Origin of the sequence: Acinetobacter lwoffii, from assembly GCF_022967985.1 — a bacterium.
Taxonomy (GTDB): domain Bacteria; phylum Pseudomonadota; class Gammaproteobacteria; order Pseudomonadales; family Moraxellaceae; genus Acinetobacter.
Genome location: NZ_JALJVC010000003.1, coordinates 1 through 23,794, shown reverse-complemented (window position 1 = coordinate 23,794; position 23,794 = coordinate 1). Strand labels below are relative to the sequence as shown.

At 42.9% G+C, this 23,794-nt stretch carries 26 protein-coding genes; 14 read left to right on the top strand and 12 right to left on the bottom strand.

Annotation, left to right across the window (positions count from 1 at the left end):
- Positions 1-80 precede the first annotated feature (80 nt).
- The 4 genes from MWG72_RS03020 to MWG72_RS03005 all read left to right on the top strand — a co-directional run bounded on the left by MWG72_RS03020 (position 81) and on the right by MWG72_RS03005 (position 3,471).
- The gene (locus tag MWG72_RS03020; RefSeq protein ID WP_004278536.1) at positions 81-356 is read left to right on the top strand and encodes a PspC domain-containing protein; all 276 of its coding nucleotides are present in this window, start codon (positions 81-83) and stop codon (positions 354-356) included.
- Between the two features lie 231 nt (positions 357-587).
- Positions 588-1,373 (top strand): sulfite exporter TauE/SafE family protein, encoded by a 786-nt coding sequence (locus MWG72_RS03015; RefSeq protein ID WP_005261680.1) that lies wholly within the window; start codon positions 588-590, stop codon positions 1,371-1,373.
- Between the two features lie 82 nt (positions 1,374-1,455).
- The gene (locus MWG72_RS03010) at positions 1,456-2,868 is read left to right on the top strand and encodes an SLC13 family permease (RefSeq protein ID WP_247143198.1); all 1,413 of its coding nucleotides are present in this window, start codon (positions 1,456-1,458) and stop codon (positions 2,866-2,868) included.
- A 222-nt stretch (positions 2,869-3,090) separates the two neighbouring features.
- Positions 3,091-3,471 (top strand): hypothetical protein, encoded by a 381-nt coding sequence (locus MWG72_RS03005; protein WP_164543134.1) that lies wholly within the window; start codon positions 3,091-3,093, stop codon positions 3,469-3,471.
- A 37-nt stretch (positions 3,472-3,508) separates the two neighbouring features.
- Here MWG72_RS03005 and MWG72_RS03000 read toward each other — a convergent pair whose 3' ends face one another.
- Together MWG72_RS03000 and MWG72_RS02995 are read right to left on the bottom strand one after the other, a co-directional pair.
- Positions 3,509-4,618: an HPP family protein gene (locus MWG72_RS03000; RefSeq protein ID WP_164543133.1), complete on the bottom strand. Its 1,110-nt coding sequence runs from the start codon at positions 4,616-4,618 to the stop codon at positions 3,509-3,511.
- Positions 4,619-4,862: 244 nt separating this feature from the next.
- Positions 4,863-5,669 carry a transglutaminase-like domain-containing protein gene (locus MWG72_RS02995; protein ID WP_004729385.1) on the bottom strand — a complete coding sequence of 269 codons (807 nt, stop codon included), beginning with the start codon at positions 5,667-5,669 and terminating at the stop codon, positions 4,863-4,865.
- A 312-nt stretch (positions 5,670-5,981) separates the two neighbouring features.
- On the opposite strand from MWG72_RS02995, the gene glyQ reads away from it, so the two are divergent.
- From glyQ to MWG72_RS02965, 6 genes are all read left to right on the top strand, one after another.
- Positions 5,982-6,965, top strand: coding sequence for a glycine--tRNA ligase subunit alpha (gene glyQ / locus MWG72_RS02990; RefSeq protein WP_121979985.1), 984 nt, complete (start codon positions 5,982-5,984; stop codon positions 6,963-6,965).
- Positions 6,965-9,034: a glycine--tRNA ligase subunit beta gene (gene glyS / locus MWG72_RS02985; RefSeq protein WP_247143197.1), complete on the top strand. Its 2,070-nt coding sequence runs from the start codon at positions 6,965-6,967 to the stop codon at positions 9,032-9,034. Before glyQ ends, glyS begins: the two co-directional genes overlap by 1 nt.
- 223 nt (positions 9,035-9,257) lie before the next feature.
- Positions 9,258-9,809: an SLATT domain-containing protein gene (locus MWG72_RS02980; RefSeq protein ID WP_247143196.1), complete on the top strand. Its 552-nt coding sequence runs from the start codon at positions 9,258-9,260 to the stop codon at positions 9,807-9,809.
- A complete protein-coding gene (locus tag MWG72_RS02975; RefSeq protein WP_247143195.1) occupies positions 9,806-11,107 on the top strand; it encodes a reverse transcriptase/maturase family protein in 1,302 nt (433 codons plus the stop codon). Before MWG72_RS02980 ends, MWG72_RS02975 begins: the two co-directional genes overlap by 4 nt.
- A 119-nt stretch (positions 11,108-11,226) precedes the next feature.
- Positions 11,227-11,616: a hypothetical protein gene (locus MWG72_RS02970; RefSeq protein ID WP_247143194.1), complete on the top strand. Its 390-nt coding sequence runs from the start codon at positions 11,227-11,229 to the stop codon at positions 11,614-11,616.
- Positions 11,617-11,842: 226 nt separating this feature from the next.
- Entirely contained in the window at positions 11,843-12,316 is a 474-nt protein-coding gene (locus tag MWG72_RS02965; RefSeq protein ID WP_004729377.1) for a hypothetical protein, read from the top strand.
- Between the two features lie 65 nt (positions 12,317-12,381).
- Here MWG72_RS02965 and MWG72_RS02960 read toward each other — a convergent pair whose 3' ends face one another.
- From MWG72_RS02960 to MWG72_RS02950, 3 genes are all read right to left on the bottom strand, one after another.
- The gene (locus tag MWG72_RS02960; protein WP_085064965.1) at positions 12,382-13,338 is read right to left on the bottom strand and encodes a 2-hydroxyacid dehydrogenase; all 957 of its coding nucleotides are present in this window, start codon (positions 13,336-13,338) and stop codon (positions 12,382-12,384) included.
- 89 nt (positions 13,339-13,427) lie between these two features.
- On the bottom strand, positions 13,428-13,625 hold the full coding sequence (locus MWG72_RS02955) for a hypothetical protein (protein WP_081400832.1): 198 nt from the start codon (positions 13,623-13,625) through the stop codon (positions 13,428-13,430).
- Positions 13,626-13,749: 124 nt separating this feature from the next.
- Entirely contained in the window at positions 13,750-15,021 is a 1,272-nt protein-coding gene (locus MWG72_RS02950; RefSeq protein ID WP_247143193.1) for a hypothetical protein, read from the bottom strand.
- A gap of 113 nt (positions 15,022-15,134) precedes the next feature.
- Here MWG72_RS02950 and MWG72_RS02945 point away from each other — a divergent pair, with 113 nt between their 5' ends.
- A complete protein-coding gene (locus tag MWG72_RS02945; protein ID WP_005102950.1) occupies positions 15,135-15,911 on the top strand; it encodes a class I SAM-dependent methyltransferase in 777 nt (258 codons plus the stop codon).
- A gap of 15 nt (positions 15,912-15,926) precedes the next feature.
- Positions 15,927-16,514, top strand: a complete 588-nt coding sequence (locus MWG72_RS02940; protein WP_247143192.1) for a hypothetical protein — start codon at positions 15,927-15,929, stop codon at positions 16,512-16,514.
- Between the two features lie 150 nt (positions 16,515-16,664).
- On the opposite strand, the gene MWG72_RS02935 is transcribed toward MWG72_RS02940, so the two are convergent.
- Positions 16,665-17,864 (bottom strand): TIGR03862 family flavoprotein, encoded by a 1,200-nt coding sequence (locus tag MWG72_RS02935; RefSeq protein ID WP_148334722.1) that lies wholly within the window; start codon positions 17,862-17,864, stop codon positions 16,665-16,667.
- A 4-nt stretch (positions 17,865-17,868) separates the two neighbouring features.
- Positions 17,869-18,513 carry a class I SAM-dependent methyltransferase gene (locus tag MWG72_RS02930; RefSeq protein WP_171488349.1) on the bottom strand — a complete coding sequence of 215 codons (645 nt, stop codon included), beginning with the start codon at positions 18,511-18,513 and terminating at the stop codon, positions 17,869-17,871.
- 84 nt (positions 18,514-18,597) lie between these two features.
- Here MWG72_RS02930 and MWG72_RS02925 point away from each other — a divergent pair, with 84 nt between their 5' ends.
- Complete coding sequence (locus tag MWG72_RS02925; RefSeq protein ID WP_004278554.1) at positions 18,598-18,771, top strand: DNA gyrase inhibitor YacG; 174 nt, start codon at positions 18,598-18,600, stop codon at positions 18,769-18,771.
- A gap of 175 nt (positions 18,772-18,946) precedes the next feature.
- A complete protein-coding gene (locus tag MWG72_RS02920) occupies positions 18,947-19,129 on the top strand; it encodes a hypothetical protein (protein ID WP_004278555.1) in 183 nt (60 codons plus the stop codon).
- A 40-nt stretch (positions 19,130-19,169) separates the two neighbouring features.
- On the opposite strand, the gene MWG72_RS02915 is transcribed toward MWG72_RS02920, so the two are convergent.
- From MWG72_RS02915 to MWG72_RS02895, 5 genes are all read right to left on the bottom strand, one after another.
- Positions 19,170-19,814: an MBL fold metallo-hydrolase gene (locus MWG72_RS02915; RefSeq protein ID WP_247143191.1), complete on the bottom strand. Its 645-nt coding sequence runs from the start codon at positions 19,812-19,814 to the stop codon at positions 19,170-19,172.
- 22 nt (positions 19,815-19,836) lie between these two features.
- The gene (gene hemH, locus MWG72_RS02910; RefSeq protein ID WP_247143190.1) at positions 19,837-20,850 is read right to left on the bottom strand and encodes a ferrochelatase; all 1,014 of its coding nucleotides are present in this window, start codon (positions 20,848-20,850) and stop codon (positions 19,837-19,839) included.
- Between the two features lie 65 nt (positions 20,851-20,915).
- Positions 20,916-21,944 carry a DUF4062 domain-containing protein gene (locus MWG72_RS02905; RefSeq protein ID WP_247143189.1) on the bottom strand — a complete coding sequence of 343 codons (1,029 nt, stop codon included), beginning with the start codon at positions 21,942-21,944 and terminating at the stop codon, positions 20,916-20,918.
- 114 nt (positions 21,945-22,058) lie between these two features.
- On the bottom strand, positions 22,059-22,931 hold the full coding sequence (gene murI, locus MWG72_RS02900; RefSeq protein WP_247143188.1) for a glutamate racemase: 873 nt from the start codon (positions 22,929-22,931) through the stop codon (positions 22,059-22,061).
- Between the two features lie 48 nt (positions 22,932-22,979).
- The gene (locus tag MWG72_RS02895) at positions 22,980-23,591 is read right to left on the bottom strand and encodes a DUF1285 domain-containing protein (protein WP_180038063.1); all 612 of its coding nucleotides are present in this window, start codon (positions 23,589-23,591) and stop codon (positions 22,980-22,982) included.
- Positions 23,592-23,794 lie beyond the last annotated feature (203 nt).

The window sequence follows — 23,794 nt, the reverse complement described above, 5'->3', positions numbered from 1 at the left end:
TAAAAAGTTTAAGTAAACTCCATTTCTTTAAGTATGGATCCATTTTAGGATTCAAACTTATTTTTAATCAGGAGATTTTAATGGCCAATGTTGGTTTATATCGCTCTAACCGCTCAAACATGATTGCAGGTGTAATGGGTGGTATTGCTGAACGTTTTGGTTGGAACGCAAATTTATTACGTCTGATTTTTGTGGTGATTTCAATCATGAGTGCCGCATTCCCGGGTATTTTGGTCTATCTGGTGTTGTGGTTAATCATGCCGAAAAAACAGTACAGAATTGATCATGACAGCGTTCATCAACCTCAGGGCTATCAAAATCCTGTGCGTACAGTGAATCAGGATAAACGCTATTAAGCTGTACAGTCATTTTTAACAAGCGTTCTTAACCAGTTTCATCGCAGAGCTTCCTCTTTCACCCCGGTTAAATGGGATGAAATTTTGATGCCACGGTAATTTCCCCAAGTTATCGTGGCTTTTTTTTGCCTATATTTTTTGTTATTTCTTTGCTGTATTACAGCTTTTCACTTTCTTTCTCAGTTGAATTCACGATAAGTTCAAGATTCCAATTTTTGAAATGGATTTCACATGACTCAGGCAGAATGGATGATGCTGTGGCTCTGTGCCGTCGCAGCCCTGCTGCATGGTTTAAGCGGCTTTGGCTTTCCTATGATGAGTACGGCTGTTCTGTCCAGCGCATATCCGCTTAGCATCGCGGTTACCCTTGTCATTCTGCCCTGTCTGCTGCTGAATCTGATCATGCTGAATGCTGACCCTGCGCATAGCCTGTTGAATAGTATTGGCTATTATATAAAACGTTATTGGCCATTAATGCTTAGTAGCCTGGTCGGCAGTGTACTCGGGGTCAAGCTATTACTTTGGCTAAATGAGGCTTATTTAAAACTGTTATTGGGTCTGGTAATTATATTTTATGTCTTGGACCAGTTACGGGCACGCCCCTTACAAGTTAGTCCGCATATTTCCAGCATGCTCTGTTTTGGTTTACTGGCCGGCATTATTGGAGGTGCAACCAATGCCATGGCACCTTTTCTGATGATGTATCTGATGAGTTGCCAACTCTCTAAAACAGATATTGTCATTATCAGTAATCTCAATTTCATTGCCGGTAAACTGATCCAGCTGGTTTTACTGTTTCCAATTCTGATCACACTGGAAACCCATCAACAGCATATTCTGATCGGGATAAGCTTATTCGCCCTTGCTGGTGTCTGGATTGGAGGCAAAATACGCCATCGTTTATCTCAGCAACACTTCAAATGGATTGTCTTGGCTTTACTTTTCGGCTTGGGCCTGTATGCCTTCTGGCAAAGTACTGGATTATTGCAACAATCTGGTTATAGTATCTTTAAATAGGATATTTTTTAAGCAAAACAAAATTACAAATTTAAAGCTAATATAAAAAATGATGTAAATAAAAATCTTGCAAGGAGAGCATATGACTCAGACCAACCTAGCTACCCCGACCAATGCCATGCCCAAAGGGCTGCTTAAAGGCTGGATTCTTATTTTTGTCGCAGCCATTGTAGCCTATGGCTTATATCTTTACCTGCCCTATGACCAGAATGCCAATAAAGGACTGGCCCTTTTAGCCTTTATCGGTATCTTATGGCTGACTGAAGCCATTCATATCACGATTACAGCTTTACTCATCCCCGTGATGGCGGTATTGCTGGCCATGCCAATGGCCTCTGGTGAGGAACTGGTTCCGATTACCACACAAGCCGCTTTGGCCACTTTTGCCGATCCTGTCATTTTCCTGTTTTTTGGTGGTTTTGCGCTGGCAACGGCGTTGCATATCCAGAAACTGGACCGGAAAATTGCCATGTGGATCATCTCCATGTCCAGAGGGCATCTGGGCATTTCTGTACTGGCGATTTTTGTGGTGACGGCGCTGCTGTCCATGTGGATTTCCAATACGGCGACTGCTGCCATGATGCTGCCTTTGGCCTTAGGCTTGCTTTCACATCTGGATGTCAGCAAGGATCGTAAAACTTTTGTCTTTATCCTGCTCGGCATTGCCTATTCAGCCAGTATTGGCGGACTGGGCACCATGGTCGGTTCACCTCCGAATGCCATTGCCGCCAAGGCACTTGGCTATGATTTTGCCGACTGGATGAAAATCGGCTTGCCGATGATGTTCATTATTCTTCCTGCCATGCTGGTCAGTTTATATCTGGTACTACGTCCAAAACTGAATCATAAAATACAATTTGCGACCGAAGATATTCCTTGGACCAGAACCCGTATAGCCACCATGATCCTCTTTCTTTGTACTGCAATTGCCTGGATTTTCAGTAAAAAATTCACTGAAATTTTTGGTATTTCCCAGCCGGATACCTGGATTGCAATTTCGGCTGCCTGTATGGTTGTGATTCTGGGTACCGCAAGCTGGAAACAGATTGCAGAAAATACTGATTGGGGGGTGTTATATCTATTTGGTGGTGGTCTGACCTTGAGTGCCATTCTAAAGGATTCAGGCAGTTCGCTGGTACTGGGTCAAACTCTGGCCAATGCCTTTGGTGATACCTCCCCGCTGATGATTATTTTTGTAGTCGCTACTTTTATTATCTTCCTGACTGAATTTACCAGTAATACCGCTTCGGCTGCCCTGCTAGTACCAGTATTTGCCGCAATTGCGGATCAGATGGGAATGCCCAAAGAAATTCTGGTGATCGTCATTGGTATTGGTGCTTCATGTGCCTTTATGCTGCCGGTAGCCACCCCACCAAATGCGATTGTTTTTGGAACCGGTCATATCCAGCAAAGCGAAATGATGAAAGTTGGTTTTGTGCTGAATATCATGTGTATCTTTATTATTTCACTGTTTATTTACTGGTTCTTTATTTAATCATTACAGCTCTTAAACATCACACCCTCTACAAAGCACACTCCGGTGTGCTTTGTCGTATCAATCGCCTATATGTTGAATCTTTCTCTCATCGAAAAATAATATGCTTTTAACAATGATAAAGATAAAGTCTTTATATTAAAAACATCAAAAAGTAGCAGATAGATAGTGGACAGGATATTTCACTTAATCTCTCAACCGATCCAGAATTCCCCTTGGAAAATGACATTTAACCTCGCGCTTGCACCTCTGATCATAGCTGTAATTTTATTCCCTTATGCGCTATTTCATGAAGCCAGCTCTGGGATTTTCTCCATTTTCAAGAGCCTGTTTTCAGCGCTTTTTATTAGCTTTTTTGTCTGCCTGACTTACTGGATGATGATCTTCCCTTTCCGATCAGTGACTCACCTGCTGCTACGCCATTATCAACTGTTTAATATCATCACGATTTTAATGAGCTGCGTACTGGGAACCCTGATTCTGGCCTATATCTCGCATCCTTCAAGTGAAAATTTTAGTTCCCATTTTTTGTTTCTGCTGTGTTTTTCCCTGCCGATGGCACTATTTTACAGTTTTCTCAGCCGGCAAGCTGACCAGAGTTGATCACACATGCTCTGTTAAATTCCGTTTTAATTCGGTTTTAAACTTTCATTTTAAAATGATTCAGCTCCTGATTCAGTGCGGCAATCATATCTGCCCGACTGATAATTCCCACCAATTGCTGCTCGCTCACCACCGGAATATAGTTGAACGAACGCTCGACAAAATACGGCACCAGATCCTGAATGGGTTGTAAAGGCTGCACCGTAATTACCTTACGGGTCATGATATGTTTGACCTGATGCTCCCAGCTGCTACGGACATCAGCCGCGCGCTTGAACCATTCCACCACCTGATACATTGCCAGTGTACCGACCAGTTGTTCATCGGCATTAACGACGGGCAGGCTCATCAGGTTCATTTGCTTGAACTTGTCCAATGCGTGCTGGATATCATCATTTTCATGCAGGGTTGCTACATCCTTCGTCATAATATCTTGGCAGCTAAATTCATGTACCGCACGCGCATTGGCGCGGTTTTGTGCCTCCAGAATGATTTTTTGCAGGTCATATTCACTGATATCCAGCAACTCGGTGCGCTGATCCAGCACTTCCTGAATATCCTGTGGTTGAATCGTGACTTTCTGGGTCGGCGTCGGATCCTTGGAACGAGTATTTAGTTGAGCTTGCTGCGGATAATCCTTGCCAATCATCCGGTTAAAGACAATGGCAATTACCATCAGTAAAATTGAATTGAGTAGTACCGGATAAAATACAAAGGCATAACCGAGTTCATGCACCGGCTGGCCGCCCAGCACTGCGGTAATGGCCACGGCGCCACTCGGTGGATGCAGGGAATCCGTGGTCATCATCAGGACAATTGCCAAAGCCACGGCTACACTAAAAGCCTCAGTTGGACTGGCAATAAACAAGGCACAGCTCACGCCAATCACGGCAGCAATGGTATTCCCGACCAGAATATTCCAGGGCTGTGCCAGAGGACTGGCAGGCACTGCAAATAGCAATACCGAAGAGGCGCCCATCGGGGCAATATACCAGGCTTCAAAATCCCCCAAAATCCATAAGCTCAACAAGGACGAAACTACCAAACCCAATAGTGCTCCAGCTCCGCAGAGCAAACGGTCTTTGAGTGGAAGGACTTTGAAATTCGGTTTTAAGGTATTGAGCCAGTCGAGATGGGAGTGAAACACAGTGCGCCTGATCTTATTGTTTATAGATTTTGGGCATTATAGAACCAAGCCCGATGAAAGGCATCTGTGTTTTACATCTTTTCACCATTCGCGAATACATGCTTTTTAAAACAATATTTCACTCAGGTTAAAACATTCATCCTGCTTTTTATAGAATGATCACGTCATCACCGATAGTCATTTGCATAGAAAAATCCTTTTTACCATGCTGCTTAAATCGTTGTTCAAAAATTTTTAAAACAACCTAATGGCTCATTTCAGGTTGAATCAGCGGCTGGATTTTTAACAGTTCGACCTGACCATAATAAGTTGAAAATGCCACATCTCCGGCATCGACTCCAGTGCCAATCCGAATAAGATTTTCGACCGGCGCCAGACGGGTCGGATCAAACTGTACCCATCCACCATCTAAATAGGCTTCAAAAATGGCATGAAAGTCAGGTAAAAACTTTTCAATTTCTACATAACCGACCACCATGCGTGCCGGAATTCCCAAGGCACGGCACAGCGCAATGCCTAAATGGGCAAAATCACGGCATACGCCTGCGCGATGCACCAGCACATCTGTGGCAGTGGTGAACTGGTCAGAACTCCCCGACACATAAAAAATATTATTATAAATCCACTGTTCGATCGCTTTGACCCGAGTATAGCCCGGTATCATCCAGCCAAATGAGCGTTTTGCCATTTCCAGTAATAAATCCGAATTGCAATAACGGCTGGCCAACAAATAAGGCAATACTTCATCGGGCAGCTCAGGAATGGTTACTTCTTTCATACCTTGCTGAAGTTCCAAAGAGAGGCTCGGTTGACGAACCACTGTCGCCGTATAATTCAGCTCAAAAACCTCACAGGGTTCGACCTGTAGCCGAACATGACGATTTTGATGCTGCGCATCCTGAAATTCATGCCATGTCACAGGCAGGTTAAAGCTGAGTTGTTCTCCGAGAATCTTCTGATCGGAATGATGTGCCGCCTGAAGCATAAAAATAAATTCTGTCGGTTGCACGACCTTGTATTTTAAATGGCATTGAATTTGGTAAGTGGTCATGAAGTTCCTTATTTTTAAGCATTATTATATTGCGTGAATATTAAACTAATTTTAGAGTCGCAATCGTATGAGATCCGTTGAACTTTATGATTCTCCGCTTAACAGCATGCCATACATCTGATTTATTCCTGATTTTCAGATCAGCCTGTATCGGCCAGTACAGCTAAAATCGCAGTAAGCTTCTAAATACCGCGTATCCTTTAAGCCTGTTTTATTTTTTTCAAAAAAGTATCCGTACATTAACCCTTTGCCACTCCCCTGCAAAGTCCTTATAATTGAGCACAATTTTTCTCTAATTTTAAGTGGATGACCATGAGTCGCGCCATATCGCATATTGATACCTTCCAAGGCTTAATTCTTGCCTTACAAACTTACTGGGCGGAGCAAGGCTGCGTCATTTTGCAACCTTATGATATGGAAATGGGTGCAGGGACATTCCACACTGCGACTTTCCTTCGTGCGCTGGGTCCTGAAACCTGGAATGCCGCTTATGTTCAACCGTCACGTCGTCCGAAAGATGGTCGTTATGGTGAAAACCCGAACCGTTTGCAACATTATTATCAATTCCAGGTGGTGCTTAAGCCAAACCCGGACAATATCCAGCAGCTTTATCTCGATTCATTAAAAGCGATCGGTATTGATCCTTTAGTTCACGACATTCGTTTCGTAGAAGACAACTGGGAATCTCCAACACTGGGTGCTTGGGGCTTAGGTTGGGAAGTATGGCTCAACGGTATGGAAGTGACTCAGTTCACTTACTTCCAACAAGTCGGCGGTGTTGAATGCTACCCTGTGACTGGCGAAATCACGTATGGTCTTGAGCGTCTTGCCATGTACTTGCAGGGTGTAGATTCTGTTTATGATCTGGTTTGGACCAAAGGTCAGTTCGGTACGGTAACTTACGGTGATGTGTTCCATCAAAATGAAGTGGAACAATCGACCTATAACTTCGAATATGCCAACGTTGAAAAAATGTTTGAATTGTTCGATTTCTATGAAGCTGAAGCAACGCGTTTGATCGAAGCGAAACTTCCACTTCCTGCATATGAGCAAGTCGTGAAAGCATCACACAGCTTCAACTTATTAGATGCGCGTGGCGCGATTTCTGTGACTGAACGTCAACGTTACATTTTACGTGTACGTACCTTGGCACGTTCTATTGCGACCAGCTATGTAGCAGCACGTGCGGAACTTGGTTTCCCAATGGCAGAACCTGCTTTACGTGATGAAGTGTTGGCACAGCTCAAAGCACAAGTTGAAGCAGAAGCAAAAGTTGAATCTAAGGAGAGCAAATAATGTCTAAACATACCGTTTTGTTCGAATTGGGTTGTGAAGAACTTCCACCAAAAAGCCTGAAAAAATTACGTGATGCACTACATGCAGAAACCGTTAAAGGCTTAAAAGATGCTGGCTTAGCGTTTGATTCGATCGAAGCTTATGCAGCACCGCGTCGTCTTGCACTTAAAATCGTCAATGTTGATGCTGCGCAAGCTGATACACAAAAACGTTTTGACGGCCCTGCTAAACAAGCAGCCTTTGATGCTGAAGGTAACCCGACGAAAGCACTTGATGGCTTTATGCGTGGTCAAGGCATCACAGTAGATCAAGTTTCGACTTTCCAAGCGGGTAAAGTTGAAAAAGTGTGCTACTTAAAAGACGTAAAGGGTCAAAGCCTTGACGTTTTACTGCCACAAATTTTACAAAATGCGTTGGATAATCTTCCAATTGCAAAACGTATGCGTTCTGCGGCAAGCCGTACTGAATTTGTACGTCCTGTGAAATGGGTTGTGTTGTTGAAAGACAACGACGTAGTTGATGCGACGATTCAAGATCACAAAGCCGGTAACGTGACTTTTGGTCACCGTTTCCATGCACCTGAAGCGATCACGTTGGCAAATGCAGATGCTTACTTAGATGCCCTTCGTAGCGCTTATGTAGTAGCTTCTTTTGAAGAGCGTCAAGCAATCATCGACCAGCAAGTTAAAGCATTGGCTGATGAAGTCAATGCCATTGCAATCGTGCCTGCGGATCTTCGTGATGAAGTGACTGCACTCGTTGAATGGCCTGTTGCGCTTCGTGCAAGCTTTGAAGAACGCTTCCTTGCAGTTCCTCAAGAAGCATTGATCACCACCATGCAGGACAACCAAAAGTACTTCTGCTTAGTAAACGCTGACAATAAACTTCAACCGTACTTCATTACTGTGTCGAACATTGAGTCAAAAGACCCGACACAAATTATTGAAGGTAACGAGAAAGTTGTTCGTCCACGTTTGTCTGATGCTGAATTCTTCTTCTTGCAAGATCAAAAGCAACCGCTTGCATCTCGTAAAGAAAAATTGGCGAACATGGTGTTCCAAGCAGAATTGGGTACGCTTTGGGACAAATCGACACGTATTGCGAAATTGGCTGTGGCTTTAGCTCCAATTACTGGTGCAAAAGCGGAAGATGCTGAAAAAGCGGCGCTTCTTGCAAAATGTGACTTAACCTCTGAGCTTGTTGGTGAATTCCCTGAACTTCAAGGGATCGCGGGTACTTACTACGCACGTCTTGAAGGTGAAAATGCTGAAGTGGCTGAGTCTTTAGGTGAGCAATATCTTCCTAAATTTGCGGGTGACGTTTTACCGAAGACTAAAACAGGTACGACCATTGCCCTTGCGGATCGTTTAGACACGCTCACAGGTATTTTCGGTATTGGTCAAGCGCCTACAGGTTCTAAAGACCCGTTTGCACTTCGTCGTTCTGCAATTGGTATCCTGCGTCTTGTGACTGAAAATGAGCTTGATGTTTCAATTGAAGATTTGATCAAGCTGGCTTTGGCTGCTTATGGCGATGTATTGAAAGATCACGACAAGACTTTGGCGGATGCTGTTGCATTCCTTGAAGGTCGTTACCGTGCGAAATACGAAGATCAAGGTGTTGCTGTTGATGTTATTCAAGCTGTTCAGGCGTTATCGCCAAAATCACCGCTTGATTTTGACAAACGTGTAAATGCGGTTAATCACTTCCGTGCATTACCTGAAGCTGCTGCTCTTGCTGCTGCCAACAAGCGTGTTGCAAATATTCTTGCTAAAGAAGCGACACCTGAAGGTACTGTGGTTGAAGCTAACTTGGTGGAAGATGCTGAAAAAGCATTGTTCGCTGAACTTGCGAAAATTACGCCTGTGGTTGAGCCGTTATTTGCTGCGAAAGACTACACTGCTGCCTTGTCTGCACTTGCTGCACTTCGTGCGCCAGTAGATGCGTTCTTTGACGGTGTGATGGTGATGGCTGATGATGCTGAGCTTAAAGCTAACCGTTTACGTATGCTTGCACAGCTTCGTGATTTATTTACGAAAGTGGCTGATATTTCGGTGTTACAGCATTAAGCAAAATTATACGAAGTATTTAAAAAACCGCTAGAAATAGCGGTTTTTTTATTCTACTATTACGTTGTTGCATTTGAGGTAGGAAGTCCATCCCATCTATATTATTTATAGGTGCAACTGATTCTTAAAGAGATTATCTCTTTAAACCTTTAGGTTTGATTCTCTTTGTCTATCAAAGAGGATATTAATAATTTTATTTACCTTAAATGCAACGCTCTAAAATATGTCAATAAAAGATAAAATTTGGTGGACAAGAAAAGCTAAAATTGAACAAGAAATTCGTCTTTTAAGATATGAGTTTCATAGCCAAGTATTATTGATTTGGTACTCGTTTTTTACAGTGGCAATTTCTATCCTGCAATCCCAAAGTAAAAACATGCCTTTCGAATCATCTACTTTATTAGTTTTTTCAGTACTGACTTTAGTTATGTCTGGAATAGTTAGTGCTCAAAAATTTCACTCGAGATCAGAAAAAGTTAAAAAATGTTACGAGCAATTAAATACTTTAATTTTATCTAATCCAGAAGATATTGTTGAAAAGTATGAATATATATTAAGTGGGTGTGAAAATCATATAAAATCAGACCACCATATATCAAAGTTAAATGTTTATTTTTCTACAATGAAAAGTAAAAGAAATGAGATATCCCCTCCTCTGACATTTAAGGACTTCTTTGAGGCTTGGCTAAGTAAAATTAAATATTATTTGACAATAGCAATGCTTTATACTCTACCTTTTACTAGCTCTTATTTAATGTCTGAATATATAAAATGAATTCTCTAAAATATTTCCATACCCATGAGCAATTAGAAAAAATTTATTTAAAACATATTTATCACAGTTTTGCAATTGGCACAGATAATATATCTCACAACACTTTTAATAAAAATCTTCATAATGAAATTGAAATTATTTATAGAAAGCTTAACAATAGAACTTATAAATTTACCAGATATAAATTAAATTTACTAAACAAAGGTAGACAGAAATACCCACGTGAGATTTACATTCCAACAATAAGAGATCGAATAGTTTTAAAAACAATTCATTTATTTTTACAAGATTATTATTCTTTACATATAGAAAATAAATTACCACAAGTAATAATAAAAGATATTGCTACTTCAATAAAAGATTACGACTCATATATAAAAATAGATATAAAAAATTTTTACCCTTCTATCAATCACAATAAACTTTTTCTAATTTTAAAAGAAAATATTGAATGTGAATATACTTTAGAAATGATTAAAAAGAGCCTACAACCTCCAAAAAACGAAATAATTGGTGGAATACCTCAAGGTTTAGCAATATCAAATATTCTAGCTAATATTTTTCTTATTAGTATTGATAAAAATTTAAAAAACACAAAGAATATAAAATACTTTCGATATGTAGATGACATTTTAGTTCTATGCAATTATTCTAATATAGAAGAATTAAAAGCTAAAATTAATACATTATTTAAAGAACTACTTCTAGAAATTCACCCAATTTCTAAAAATAGCAAATCAAAAGTAGGGAGCATTGCATTAAATAAATTTGATTATTTAGGCTATTCTTTTGAAAACGGGAAAATATCTGTTAGAAACTCTACTATTAACAATTTACATACTAGTATTATCCAATGTTTTACAAAATATAAATATTCAAAAAATAAAAATATTGAATTTCTAATATTCCAGTTAAATCTTAAAATAACCGGGTGTATTGATGACGGAAAAGCTAAAGGTTGGCTCTTCTTTTTTTCTCAAATAAATAATCTTACAATTTTAAAAAAGTTAGACTTTTTTATAAAACATACGTGGGAGAAATTTGGGATAGAGCCTAATTATTTCTTATACATAAAGAGTTTTTCAAAAGCATATTTTGAAATTAGATATAATTTTAAAAATTCTACCTATTTTTATAATTTTGATAATTTTAACTTAGCTCAAAAAATCAAGATACTTGAGGAAATATTTAATACTTCCACAAATGGTATGTTTGAATCTGAAATTAATGATCTTTTCAGAATTAAGACTAAGGGGCAAATAAATAAACTTCTGATTGATTTAAAAAACTTTTCCTAAGTTTAATTAATTGCGATATTTATACATCTTTTATTCAGCTAAAAGCATTTAAATCTTATAGGCATTTCACCTTATATTTCATATACTCAAACCAACAACACTCAACAAGAAAGAATCATATGAAATTTAAAACACTCATTCTGACTGGTCTTGCGAGTATCGCAGTTACAGCTTGTACATCTGCACCAAAAATCCCACAGCTTCAGGTTGGCGTCTTACAGGAAGTCCAAAACCTCGAAGTTGTTCCAGCCACGACCAACAACAAGGCCAAACTGACTAAATTCCTCGACAAATGCGTGATTGAATTTACCGGCGATATCGGCAATAACCATGTCATTGAACAATGGTCATTTAAAGGCATGACTCTAATCGATGCCGGCTCAGCGACTTTCCAGCGCGACGGTACTAGCACTGCACAAAAATTTGACCTGCACGATGCAGGCGTACAAAAGAACTTTGTCAGCTTACGCGAACATTTCGCCAAAGATGCCCTGACACAATGTGACTAAAAAATCGCCCTGTGTCTAGTCTCAGAACAGGGCTTTTATTTTGCTAAAAATCAATCCAAGGTTTCTCCTGATATCTACTGCCTTTCTTTAAAATTACAATATTCCGGCACAGATCAACCTGAAGGCACTGCACTCTTCACAGGATATTCATTGTTTTTGATCAATTATCCGTTACACTGAAAAACAAACTCAGACCGCACTTAGACGAATTCGAGGTCGATCCATAATGAATATCAAAACCCCAATTATTTTAACGACAGCTTTGATGCTTTCTGTCCCAGCATTCGCACAAACCACGACTCAGTCTGCTAAACCGGTTAAGCCTTATGGTGAAAATCCGAACCTGCTGCATGTCTTTGCTTATAAAGCACAGGAAGGCGTGATTAATACCGCCGAGAAAGTCGGTGAAGCAACGGAAAAAGGCATTGCCAAAATCAAGCCAGGGGTAGACCGAGCCTGGAGTAATACCAAGTCTGCAACCTCAGATACACTGCAAAAAGTAGATCAGGGTGCAACTCAGGCAGCCCAACAAACCGGTCAGAAAATCCAGCAGACCAAAGAAGTCTGGCGTGGAAATTCACAACAGGCACCTATCGTGCAGCAGCCTTTAAGCCAGTCGAGTGCGACGCAAAACCCAAATACACCACAGACTCAACCCCAGTCAGGATCAGCTACCAGTTATGCGGTAACCGATTTATAAAAAAAGCCCGTGATGGGCTTTTTTAATTTTTAGAAAATAAAACTATTACCTTGTATCGACGCGATCTATGAATTGACCTGTCGAATCGGCTGACCCTGTTTAAATGCTGCTACATTTTCGACCATTTGATCCACAATCCGTTGTCTTGCATCGACACTGCCCCAAGCATTATGCGGTGTCACAATCAGGTTGGGAATCGTAGAGTCGAGCAGCACATTGCCCTGTTTCGGTGGTTCTACCGTTAGAACATCTGTCGCTGCACCGGCAATCTTGCCTGCACGCAGAGCCTCAGCCAATGCCGCTTCATCGACAATTCCGCCACGCGCACAGTTAATTAAAAATGCGCTGCTTTTCATTGCATCCAGCTCAGTATGACTGATTAAATGGTGGGTATCTTCAGTGAGTGGACAATGCAAAGTTAAAAAATCGACTTGAGGAAGTAGCTCGGCAAATGGCGCACGAGATGCATCCGCCGGACGATTTGGCAGCGCGGCAATAAGCACTTTCATGCCAAAGGCTTCGGCCAGTTTCGCCACCGCATGGCCCAGTTCGCCATAACCCACAATGCCCAATGTTTTTCCGGCCAGCTCGACAATTGGCGCATCCAGCAAACAGAACTGACTGGCTTTTTGCCATTCGCCTTGTTGTAACGCACGTTGGTAAGACAGGAATGAAGTTGCCAGATTCAGCATCAACATGATGGTATGCTGCGCGACTGCCGAAGTGCCATAAGCCTGACAGTTACACACGACGATCCCTTGCGCTTTGGCCGCCTCAAGGTCGACATTATTGGTGCCGGTTGCAGAGATTAAAATGAGTTTGAGTTGAGGGCATTGCTGAATCGTAGCTGCATCGATCATCACCTTATTCGTAATGATAACATCGACATCAGCTACACGGGATGCAATCTCGGCAGCCGAGGTCGCCGGATACAAAACCAGTGGATCAAATGCGGCATGCAGTGCCTGAAAGTCTAAATCCTGCTGGTCTAAAGAAGCATAGTCTAAATAAACGGCTTTCATGGCTGTTCCCTCAATCCTGTTTGACAATTTATGTCTGTCATTTAAAACAAGTCATTGAGTCTTTTCAACCCGTTTCCAGCCTGATGCAATTAATCCAGCGGTTTATCCATATGATTACGTAGTGACTTGCGGATACGATACACCACATACACGGACAGAATAATCATAAAGATGATGGACGCACTGACCATGATCACTGCAGGATGCACAGTTTCTGCATGTGCCAGATTAGGTAGAATCAAACCGAAGATAAAACATACTTGCATCATCCGAGTCGCTTGCATCATAGAGATCCCCTTCTTCGTTTCAACCATCGGGAACGATATAATTGGTTTATTATTTATACCGCTTATCTCTATATTATGCCAAGCTCACCACAAGTCAAGTAATTGTTTTTTATAAAAATTTTATTTAATTTATCTCGCTGTGCGTCACAAACTGCGTATTTTTGTCACTATCGTTGATAAAAGCAGCAGCACCATACTCATTGGTACTCAGATTCAGCTGCTTATAGCTAAACATATAAAAATCGCTATAACGCTTCATTAAAATCGGGTGCATACCCAGACTGAGCTCATCCTGTTCCTTGATCAGTTTCATGATATGCCGGTCGTTCATCACCACCAGATAACGTTCATCATTCAGGTTAATGCTCAATAAACCATTACCTTTGGCATAAATCGGAATCAGGAATTTATGGTTCAGGGCAATTGCGCCTTCTGCATAACTTTCGATTTTATGGCTGATGACATTAAATACCAGACCATGCCCATACTGGTCCAACAGCAACTGACGATTTTCCTGCGGCAAATTCACATGAATGCCCAGTTTGAGCAGGTCATGCTGATCAACCTGTTTATTGCGTAACAGTTCCCGCAAAATCACCTGTTTCTGGCTGGCATCAAAAAACTGGTTATCCAGTTGCAGATCGTTATTTTTCAGAATGTGCCCCAAAGCCATGCGGTGTCGTGGCAAGACATTTTCAATCACCTTACGATAATAGAACTTGCTGTTTTTCTTGACCCGACGCATTTTCTGGTAGAAATAACTCGGCTCATAGTCATGTACCAAAAAGTCATAGAGCAATTCGGAACTGGCCAAAACTGCGATCGCATCATGTCCGGTAAAAGGCAAATGCAGCACATGATGATGCGGAATCAGCGCCTCTAATTTCAGATAATGGGCACGATCTTCGGCACAGTAAGGATCATAGACAATAATATATTCACATGCAGGCTCGATATCCTGAGCTTCAACCCGCATCCCGGCATTCAGCTCTGGCTGATAGAACATGTTATAGCGGGCATCGTGTACATCTTCCGGATCAATCGAGTATTGCGGCACCATCGCCACCACCCGTTGTACGCCCAAGGCACGGGAATATTTAATCGCGGCATAGCCACCCATCGAGCCACCATAGGCAATACGCTGCTGAAACGGCGCAATCAGATCTGCGATGGCTTGCAACATGTTCCACATGGAACCTTGCGGAAACCAGGATTTATGCTTGGGCATAATGCCAAGCACATTAAACTCGAATTTCGCCAATGAATTTTCTGCATTGATGTTGAGGCCCTTGGCACGGGTAATCAAATCGCCAAATGAAAAAATCAGTTCTGAAGAGGATCCCGGCATAAAAATCGCGCGTATATGTTCATCTTCAAAAACAATCTGCTTGTCCATAACTTTCCCGTGCTGGTAAATCGAACCCTTCCACAACAATTCAGTCAATGAACGCTGTCAAAAAAGTGAATATGCTATTTTATATCGATCAAAAAGATTAAAAAGCGCAAAATATGACACAATCATTACATCCTGCAGCAAAACGGGGTTTTAGTGCGTCGGCTGAGCTCTATCAGCAAGTGCGTCCCGATTATCCGGCAGAAATCAGCCAGTGGCTGAGTGAAACGCTGGCTTTGCCTGCAGATGCGCATCTTTTGGATTTGGGCAGCGGCACCGGCAAGTTTATCCCCTATTTACGCCCGCTCAGTAAGCACATTATCGCGATTGATCCTGTCCCGGAAATGCTGGCTCAATTACAACAGGCGCATCCGGACATTCATACTCTTGAAGGCGTTAGCCATCAACTTCCCCTGCCTGATCATAGCCTGAATGCGGTATTTTGTGCACAGTCATTTCACTGGTTTGCCGATTCTGCTACCTTACAAGAATTAGATCGGGTACTCAAACCGCAGGGTTATCTGGTGTTAATTTGGAATCAGCGCGATACTCGGATCGACTGGGTTCAGGCCTTGGCCGATTGTATTGCCCCCTTGGAAGGCGATACGCCGCGCTATCATAGCGGCACCTGGCGCGAGGTCTTTGCACAGCAAACGCTATTTCAGCCCTATGCAGAAACCACAATGACCCAGCAACAGCATGGCAGTGTCGAGCAGGTGGTATCCAAGCGGCTGCTCTCGACTAGTTTTATTGCAGCCATGCCTGAACAGCAGCAGGCACAGTTAAAACAACAATTTGAACAGATCATCCAGCAATATACAGCCAAAAGCGCAGAGGAAATGATCGATTTTCCTTATGTCACCCATATCTATGTGTTCAAGAAAAGTAATTAAAAACAGGAGGCGATCATGCATAAAATACCAGGAATGACACGAACGCTGTTGTTCGCTGCGGCCATGCTGCTGATGGCATGTGACCAGAAAACGACCAAAACTCCGACTGAAGCGACAACAGATAATACGGCTTCAGATCAAGTCATGCAGGAACTGAAAACCGAGCCACTGAAAGACTTCCCTAAAACTGCTGATGATCCGCATGATATTGCTGCATTGACGGATTATGAACAGCGCTTTCAGGAAATGAGCAGCGACTTGGAAAAAGAATTAAACAGCATGCGCGATGATGAAAATATGACAGAAGAATTTGTCCAGCAACGTCAGCGTGATCATGTCCAGTCAGCATTGAATATGTTGAAGGCTTTAGAACTGAAAACCGAACAGGGCCGTTATATTCAGGGCTTAATGTATCAATACTGGGAACATCAGGACAAATTACTCAATACTCCCAAGACTCAAGCTACACCCGTGAATGAAGCCAGTGAGAATGTCAAAGGTCTAGGGAAATATCTACACGCCCAAGAACAACTGGAACGCTGGCGTTCGCAATATCCGGATCTCGCCAAGAAAGAACCCGCTTCCCGGCAAGTGAAGGAATAGTCTAGGATGCTAGATTGGCACACAGCTTAGATAAAATACAAAAATAATCTAAGCTGAACTGGCAGCTTTAAAACAGCGTCAATGAACAAGGCCGGATCTGTTGAGTCTGCATTCAGTATAAATACTAGATCATCCTAGCTATAAAATGACTTAATCTGCTGTCAGAAACTGATGCACACCTTCACCCGCTGCACGCCCTGTGGCAAAACAGGCTGTCAGTAGATAACCGCCGGTCGGTGCATCCCAGTCCAGCATTTCTCCGCAAAGAAATACATGTGGGTTAGATTTCAATTGTAGCTGTTCTGACAACACTTCACGCTTGACGCCACCCGCACAGCTAATCGCCTCTTCAATCGGGCGGAAGCCGCTGAGTGGAAGGGTCAAATGTTTAATTTTTTTGGCTAATGCAGTAGCATCTTGCCATACTGCTTTGTCTAGCAATTCCCGTACTAAAGCCGCCTTAGCACCGTCCAATCCGGCTTTACGCCAGACATTAGTTAAAGACTGCTTCTTACTTGGCTGTAATTTTTGCGCAAGCTGTTCGATGCTTTGATTTGGGAATAGGTCCAGATGCAGCTGCATAGGCTTCCCCTGTTTTAGTTGCTCGCGTAAGCCACGACCCTGCTTATAGATCAGACCACTTTCCAGACCATAATGACTGATCACGATATCGCCGATGGTCTTTTCACCTTGCCCAACCCATGCCTCGACACGCTTTAACGGTTGACCAAAGACTGGCTGCATAAACCGAGACCAGGGATATTCCACTCCGGCATTACTGGCCTGAAATGGCTCAATTTCATCCGTTTTCAGCCAGGCTTGCCATGCCCCATCACTACCCAACTCTGACCAGGACACTGCCCCACAAGCCAGAATAATGACATCAAAATGTTCAGTGCGATGTTCATTATTTTTCAGATCATGCAGCTCAAGCTGTTGCTGCTGCAACTGGCTGACTTTATGTCGGTAATGAAACTGGATACCATGACTGGCCAAACGCTTGAGCCAGGCACGCAGCAAGGGCGCGGCTTTCATCTCTGTGGGAAATACCCGGCCAGATGAACCGATATAAGGTTCAATACCGAGCTGTTTCATCCAGTCTTGAATCCAGACCGCATCCCACTGTTTGATCCAAGGGGACAACCACTCCACCTGATCATAACGTTGTACAAACTCTGGCACAGGCTCGGCATGGGAAATATTCAGGCCGGTCTTGCCTGCCATCAGGAATTTTCGCGCAGCAGACGGTTTTTGCTCATAGACATGCAGCTCATAATCAAACTGACTGAGCACTTCTGCTGCCATTAAGCCTGCGGGGCCTGCGCCCACAATAGCAATGCGTTTGCTCATCTGCTTAGTCCGAGACGGTGGCATTCTGCCCTTGCAAAGGCTGGAAATCATCAAAACGTGTCACATAACTTTCAGGCTTGCTGATGATTAGTTGCTGGCATAATTCGCCGCGTTCCAGATATTTAATTTCAAAATGGGTGCGCGCCGAATCTGCAGCAATCACTTCTTTGACAAAAGGCAGCTTCCAGAGCTCTCGCACCTGTATTTCTGCTTCTTCGATATAGGCAGGAATATTACTGGCCAAAGTAATCGTTCCCCCGGTTTTCAGGCGTGAAAGCAGAAACTCAAAAAATGGCATATTGACCCAGCGCTGTGCCGGATTATGCGGTTCAGGATTTGGATATAAAATAAAGAATTGTTCTACCTGCTGCGGATACAGTGCATGTACGATCCACGGTAAAGCATCGGCATGAACGGTTTGTAAATTAGTTTGACCCTCAACAGCATGCTGTTTTTGCATCGCCAGAAATTTTTCACGGGTACGTTCAATTGCAATCAGTTGAGTATCGGGATTGTTCTTGCTGAATAACAAGGCATGTTTACCTTTACCCGCTCCCACTTCGACGCAGACCGGTTCAGGACTGATGCTTTGAAAATCACGGGGCGCATGCATACGCTGTGCTTGAAATTGACGAATCGGCATAATCAGATCAAACTAATAAAAACCGCATAAGTCTAACAAGTGCGGCTATATTTGCCTAATCGAACCTTTATTTTTCTTTGGAGTCGTCCCATGCCTACCACTTTAAACTGTCCGCGCTGTGGCAAGCTGACCACATGGGAAGATAATGAATTCCGTCCTTTTTGCTCAGAACGTTGCAAGATGATTGATCTAGGCGCTTGGGCCAATGAGGAATATAGTTTGCCTACTCAGGATGCACCACAAGCCGACAACAGCGAAGAATAAAATGTCTTCCCTGTCGAAAATTCTGTCTGAAAGCAGAATCTTGTCGAAATTAAGTAAATAAATCATATGAATTTTATAAAATTACTTAGATAAAGCAACACGAATTAACATCATTCATAAAGCCTTAGTATTATTGTTCTACTCTAAATTTTCACATTATTTTTAGAGCAATAATATGGGTTATATTATTTTAAGAGTCATATTAATTGGGGTCGGTCTACTCGCACTTCTTTCTTTGGGAGTCGGCATTTTCCAACAAGATAGTTTATTTATTGTATTGGGTGTGCTTTTTGCTTTTGCCGCTTGGCTCATACACATGCAAACGCGACAACTTCGCAATAATCCCTTTTCAGAATAAAAATAAAAGACCAAACTATGTTGGTCTTTTATTTACGCTTTTAACCCGCTTTACCTGCAACAAAAGGATTATGCTGCTTTTCAAAACCAATGGTGCTGATCGATCCATGTCCTGAAATGAATTGAGTTTCATCCGGCAGACTAAAACATTCTCTCTGAATGGAATCTAAGAGCTGCTGATGGTTGCCACGCGGGAAATCAGTCCGGCCAATTGAACCTTTAAACAATACATCCCCTGTCCATAACAAGTCATAATTTTTGTTATAGAACATCACATGACCTGGCGTATGGCCTGGAGCAAAACGCACTTCAAATTCTTCATTGCCGAGTTTGAGCACTTCTCCACCTTCCAGCCATTGGGTCACTTCGACTTTTTCCGGAATCGGGAAGCCATAACGTGCAGAAACTTCCTGAATCATGTCGAGCCAGAATGCATCTTCCTTATGCGGTCCGATTACCGGCACATCCCAAGCCTTTTTTAACGCGCCCACAGCACCCGCATGGTCCAGATGACCATGGGTCAACCACAAGGCTTTAACTGTTAAACCCAGTACTTCAACTTCAGCCTTCAGTTTCTCAGGTTCGCCCCCTGCATCAATCAAAATGGCTTCTTTGGTGTCCGCATCCCAAACGATGGAACAGTTTTGCTGAAATGCAGTAACTGGAACAATTTTGACTTGTAACATGGGGTGAAAAACCTCGGGCAAGTTAATGGGCAAGTATCTGTGTCAATGCATCCAGATTAGCTTGTAGCAGACTGTTGAGCAATTGCAAATGATCTTCACGGCTATTTAATGCCGGAATATAACTATAGCTTTCACCGCCGAGTGCTTTAAAAATCTCGGCATTTTCGATTGCCAGCTCTTCAAGCGTTTCCAGACAGTCCGCGGAAAATGCTGGACTCATTACTTGAATTGATTTCACCCCCTGCTTAGCCCAATCTTCAAGCAAAACATCGGTATAGGGCTTGATCCATTCCTGTTTGCCAAACCGCGACTGGAAGCTGATCGCATATTGATCTTCGCTTAAACACAAGGCTTTAGCCAACAGCTTGCCAGTTATGCGGCAACGGTCGGCATAAGGATCGCCTTTATCAGCATAGGGCTGTGGAATACCGTGGAAAGACATCAACAATTTCTCTGGCTGACCATGAATTGCCTGATAGTCCCGTACACTTTGAGCCAGCGACTGGATAAATAAAGGATGTTGATAATAATCCCGGATCACTGTCAAACCGGGTAAATTGCGCTGTTTAACCACCCATTTCGCCACAGCATCGTATAGAGGTGCGGTCGACGTGGCTGAATATTGGGGAAACAGGGGAAATAGAATCACGTGTTCCTGTGGCTGCGCGGAGACTTGTGCCAAGACATCCTGAATGTTGGGATTGCCATAAGTCATGGCAGGCACCACATTCAGCTCAAACTGTGGATACAGCTGGGTGAGATGCGTCTTGACTGCTGCGACCTGCTCAAACAGAATTTCACGCATCGGCGAATCCTGTCCCCATACTTGCGCATAGGCCTGTGCTACCCGCTTTGGACGGAAGGGCAAAATGAATAAGCGCAGAATGATTTGCCAGATCGGTTTGGGAATTTCAATCACACGCTGGTCAGATAAAAACTGCTTGAGGAAACGGCGTACCGCTGGAATCGTAGGCTCATCTGGTGTGCCCAAGTTTGCCAATATAATCGTCACTTTCGCTTTAGCAGGAGAATACATTCAGTTCGTCCGTCATGATATCAACCCCTGTACTTTAACAGCTTTTTATTTATTCTCTCTATGGATTAATACGCTGACTTATATTGAAAAGTGCGATCTAAATCCAGCAAGCTGCTGTCCAGCAACTTCTGTGCTTTTGGCGTGATCTGCCACAGCATGCGCTGTCGGTCATCACGACCGGATGGTACAATCCAGTCATTCTGGCGCATTTGAATTTTTAAACTATGCAAGGCACGGATATTCATCTGGGCACGCGCGACAGCATGCGCTCGCGGCATCTGCACCCGCGCATCCTGCAGACCGGTTTCATTCAGATATTCATTCATGCACTTCGAGAAAAATTCCTCAGGGGTCGGATTGACAAATGTTGAACCCAGCAATGCCAACAATTGTGCCCAAGTCAGTTTTTTCTGGACTTTGATTTCCTTGAAGTTACCATCCTGATAAGCATGCATCCGGTATTCAAAAGAAAAAACTTCATGCATCGCCACTTTGGGCAAACTCAGGAATGGATCGACTTCTGCAGTTCCGCCATCACGTTCCAGTTGGGCCACTTTAGCTTTCAGCTGATCAATCTCGTCATGTAGCGCCTGAGTATTTTGCGGACGCACCCAGCCAGTCACCGGATAGCGCTCCAACATTTGCGGCATGTTAAAACGCACTGCCATTTCCAGATCGCGCAGGCTACGGTAAGTAAAAACCTGATCCACTTCCTGCTGTAACAGTTGACGGAATTCCTTGAATTTTTCCTGTAATTCCGGTTTGGCATCATGCAATGCACTTTCACGTGATGCCGGATCATCATGCATAAACACAATAATCGGTTTTTGCTTGGTCACGGCATAAATATATTCGAGATGCATATAACCGACACCCGATACCGACTGCTCCCCATACTGGCTTCCCAGCAAAATCACGACATAATCACAGTCATCAATCTGGCGGCGTGCAAATGCAGTATTCAGCGGTGTACGCTGTTCCAATCCCCACGAGAAAAACCCCATTCCTACCAGTGTTTGAGACAGAATAATACGCTCCGGTTGCATTTCTGCCCCAGAGGTTGAGATGAACACTTGGTACCGTTTATCCAGCATGGGCTATCCTCTTCTCCTGTACATTTGGGTAAAATGCATCATCACATGCTTCTTTACCCAATATGGCCACCCCAAAATCAAAATATCTTTCTTCTTAAATTATAAAAATGAGTTTTAAACTGCACTCATATTACTGACCTGCCATTTTAAATCGGCCGGAATCAGGTGCTGCAAAATCGGTCGGAGCTGTTCAGCATTCTGCCCACTCACCACCAATTCAATTTTCACGCTTTCTTTAGACTCATGCTCAAATAATAACCCATTTTTAATTAAAATTCGGGCCGTTTGTCTTGCAACCGCGAATCCAGAGTCAATTAATGTCAGCTTTTGACCAAAAATATACTGAATTGACGATTTTAGGAAGGGGTAATGTGTACATCCTAACACTAAATAATCAGCGCCCTGATCTACAACTGGTTGTAAAATCTCTTTTAATGTCTGCAAACAGGCTGCACTCATCTGCTCTCCAGCCTCAACAAAAGGCACCAGATCCAGACTGGTCACAGGCAGGACTTTGACTTGAGCCGGTTCGGCAAAACGGGAAATGACATCTTTAATCAGCTGGCCGCGGAAGGTTGCAGGCGTGGCCAATACCGCCACAGTTTTCGACTGGGTATTCAGGACGGCCGGTTTAAGTGCGGGTACTAAACCGATAATCGGAAAGTTTTCACCATAATAGTCACGCAAATAATCCAGACTAAAAGCGGAAGCGGTATTACAAGCCACCACCGCAACTTTACAACCTTGACGATAAAGCCATTCAATCGCCTGAGCCGTCAAGGTACGAATTTCCTGATCATCTCTCGGGCCATAAGGCACATGCGCAGTATCCGCATAATAGACAAAGCGTTCATTAGGCAAATGGCGGGCAATTTCCAGGGCGACTGACAAGCCGCCTACACCTGAGTCAAAAATGCCAATAGGCGCATCTGCCGTGGCATTGGGCATCGGGTCTAATAACTGGGAAATTGGTTGAATAGCGCTCATAACGTTGCAGGTGGCTTGTTTGAAATTTCTAGCATTCAAGCTTAAACCTCAGGTGCTCAAATGCAAGTCTAAATCACCACTTTTCAAACTTAAAACGGTTTCGCCTGCCGGATTTTCATCAAGCTCTCCCATCTCGACCAGATGTAAAAATGCCGCACGCTGAATCAGGGCATTAATCCCAAAACGCACATGCACATAAGGCCGCAACTCACCTTTGTATTCACGCATAAAGATTGGATGTTCAGCATCAACAACAATCAGGTCTTGCGTGGTTGTGCCCAGTTGCAGATAAATCCTTCCATTAATTTCAACCTGATCGACCTGATTGACAAATAAAGGTTCATCTTCAACTTCAATTTCAATCATTTCTACCGGTGTTTTTAGATAGAATTTATCGTTTTCTTTCCAGAGTACCGTTGCAAACAGGTCAATCATAGGCTGACGCTTGATCAATTGACCTTCGTGCCACCATTCGCCGTTGGCTAAAACCTTCAGATCCATGACGCCACAATGCTTTGGCTGCCATTGCTCCAAAGGGGGAATTGACCTTTTGTGACTGCCCTGTGCATCTTTTAAGTATTGTGCGATATCCATTAAATTTTTATCATCGGGATAAGTTACTTTTTTCGTCGGATTTGTGCTGGGTACTGGCTTATCCATAAAAGAAGACCTTAATGACGGAAAAATAATATGTTTCAGCCAATTGGCTAAAACCGGCTTTAAAACTATACTAGCCCAGATTATCAAAGACACCAGCATTTTTGTGTCTAGGAACCAAGAACACTTATGGCAGCACCCAACCATCCGGTTATGGTTGCCACCGAATAGTAATATGAGGAGTCCTACATGGAACACATCGAACG

Bases quoted from the DNA above. Each gene is read 5' to 3' on its own strand.
- MWG72_RS03020 (WP_004278536.1), top strand. From the start codon at position 81: ATGGCCAATGTTGGTTTATATCGCTCTAACCGCTCAAACATGATTGCA.
- MWG72_RS03015 (WP_005261680.1), top strand. From the start codon at position 588: ATGACTCAGGCAGAATGGATGATGCTGTGGCTCTGTGCCGTCGCAGCC.
- MWG72_RS03010 (WP_247143198.1), top strand. From the start codon at position 1,456: ATGACTCAGACCAACCTAGCTACCCCGACCAATGCCATGCCCAAAGGG.
- MWG72_RS03005 (WP_164543134.1), top strand. From the start codon at position 3,091: ATGACATTTAACCTCGCGCTTGCACCTCTGATCATAGCTGTAATTTTA.
- MWG72_RS02995 (WP_004729385.1), bottom strand. From the start codon at position 5,669: ATGACCACTTACCAAATTCAATGCCATTTAAAATACAAGGTCGTGCAA.
- glyQ (WP_121979985.1), top strand. From the start codon at position 5,982: ATGAGTCGCGCCATATCGCATATTGATACCTTCCAAGGCTTAATTCTT.
- glyS (WP_247143197.1), top strand. From the start codon at position 6,965: ATGTCTAAACATACCGTTTTGTTCGAATTGGGTTGTGAAGAACTTCCA.
- MWG72_RS02980 (WP_247143196.1), top strand. From the start codon at position 9,258: ATGTCAATAAAAGATAAAATTTGGTGGACAAGAAAAGCTAAAATTGAA.
- MWG72_RS02975 (WP_247143195.1), top strand. From the start codon at position 9,806: ATGAATTCTCTAAAATATTTCCATACCCATGAGCAATTAGAAAAAATT.
- MWG72_RS02970 (WP_247143194.1), top strand. From the start codon at position 11,227: ATGAAATTTAAAACACTCATTCTGACTGGTCTTGCGAGTATCGCAGTT.
- MWG72_RS02965 (WP_004729377.1), top strand. From the start codon at position 11,843: ATGAATATCAAAACCCCAATTATTTTAACGACAGCTTTGATGCTTTCT.
- MWG72_RS02960 (WP_085064965.1), bottom strand. From the start codon at position 13,338: ATGAAAGCCGTTTATTTAGACTATGCTTCTTTAGACCAGCAGGATTTA.
- MWG72_RS02955 (WP_081400832.1), bottom strand. From the start codon at position 13,625: ATGATGCAAGCGACTCGGATGATGCAAGTATGTTTTATCTTCGGTTTG.
- MWG72_RS02950 (WP_247143193.1), bottom strand. From the start codon at position 15,021: ATGGACAAGCAGATTGTTTTTGAAGATGAACATATACGCGCGATTTTT.
- MWG72_RS02945 (WP_005102950.1), top strand. From the start codon at position 15,135: ATGACACAATCATTACATCCTGCAGCAAAACGGGGTTTTAGTGCGTCG.
- MWG72_RS02940 (WP_247143192.1), top strand. From the start codon at position 15,927: ATGCATAAAATACCAGGAATGACACGAACGCTGTTGTTCGCTGCGGCC.
- MWG72_RS02935 (WP_148334722.1), bottom strand. From the start codon at position 17,864: ATGAGCAAACGCATTGCTATTGTGGGCGCAGGCCCCGCAGGCTTAATG.
- MWG72_RS02925 (WP_004278554.1), top strand. From the start codon at position 18,598: ATGCCTACCACTTTAAACTGTCCGCGCTGTGGCAAGCTGACCACATGG.
- MWG72_RS02920 (WP_004278555.1), top strand. From the start codon at position 18,947: ATGGGTTATATTATTTTAAGAGTCATATTAATTGGGGTCGGTCTACTC.
- MWG72_RS02915 (WP_247143191.1), bottom strand. From the start codon at position 19,814: ATGTTACAAGTCAAAATTGTTCCAGTTACTGCATTTCAGCAAAACTGT.
- hemH (WP_247143190.1), bottom strand. From the start codon at position 20,850: ATGTATTCTCCTGCTAAAGCGAAAGTGACGATTATATTGGCAAACTTG.
- MWG72_RS02905 (WP_247143189.1), bottom strand. From the start codon at position 21,944: ATGCTGGATAAACGGTACCAAGTGTTCATCTCAACCTCTGGGGCAGAA.
- murI (WP_247143188.1), bottom strand. From the start codon at position 22,931: ATGAGCGCTATTCAACCAATTTCCCAGTTATTAGACCCGATGCCCAAT.
- MWG72_RS02895 (WP_180038063.1), bottom strand. From the start codon at position 23,591: ATGGATAAGCCAGTACCCAGCACAAATCCGACGAAAAAAGTAACTTAT.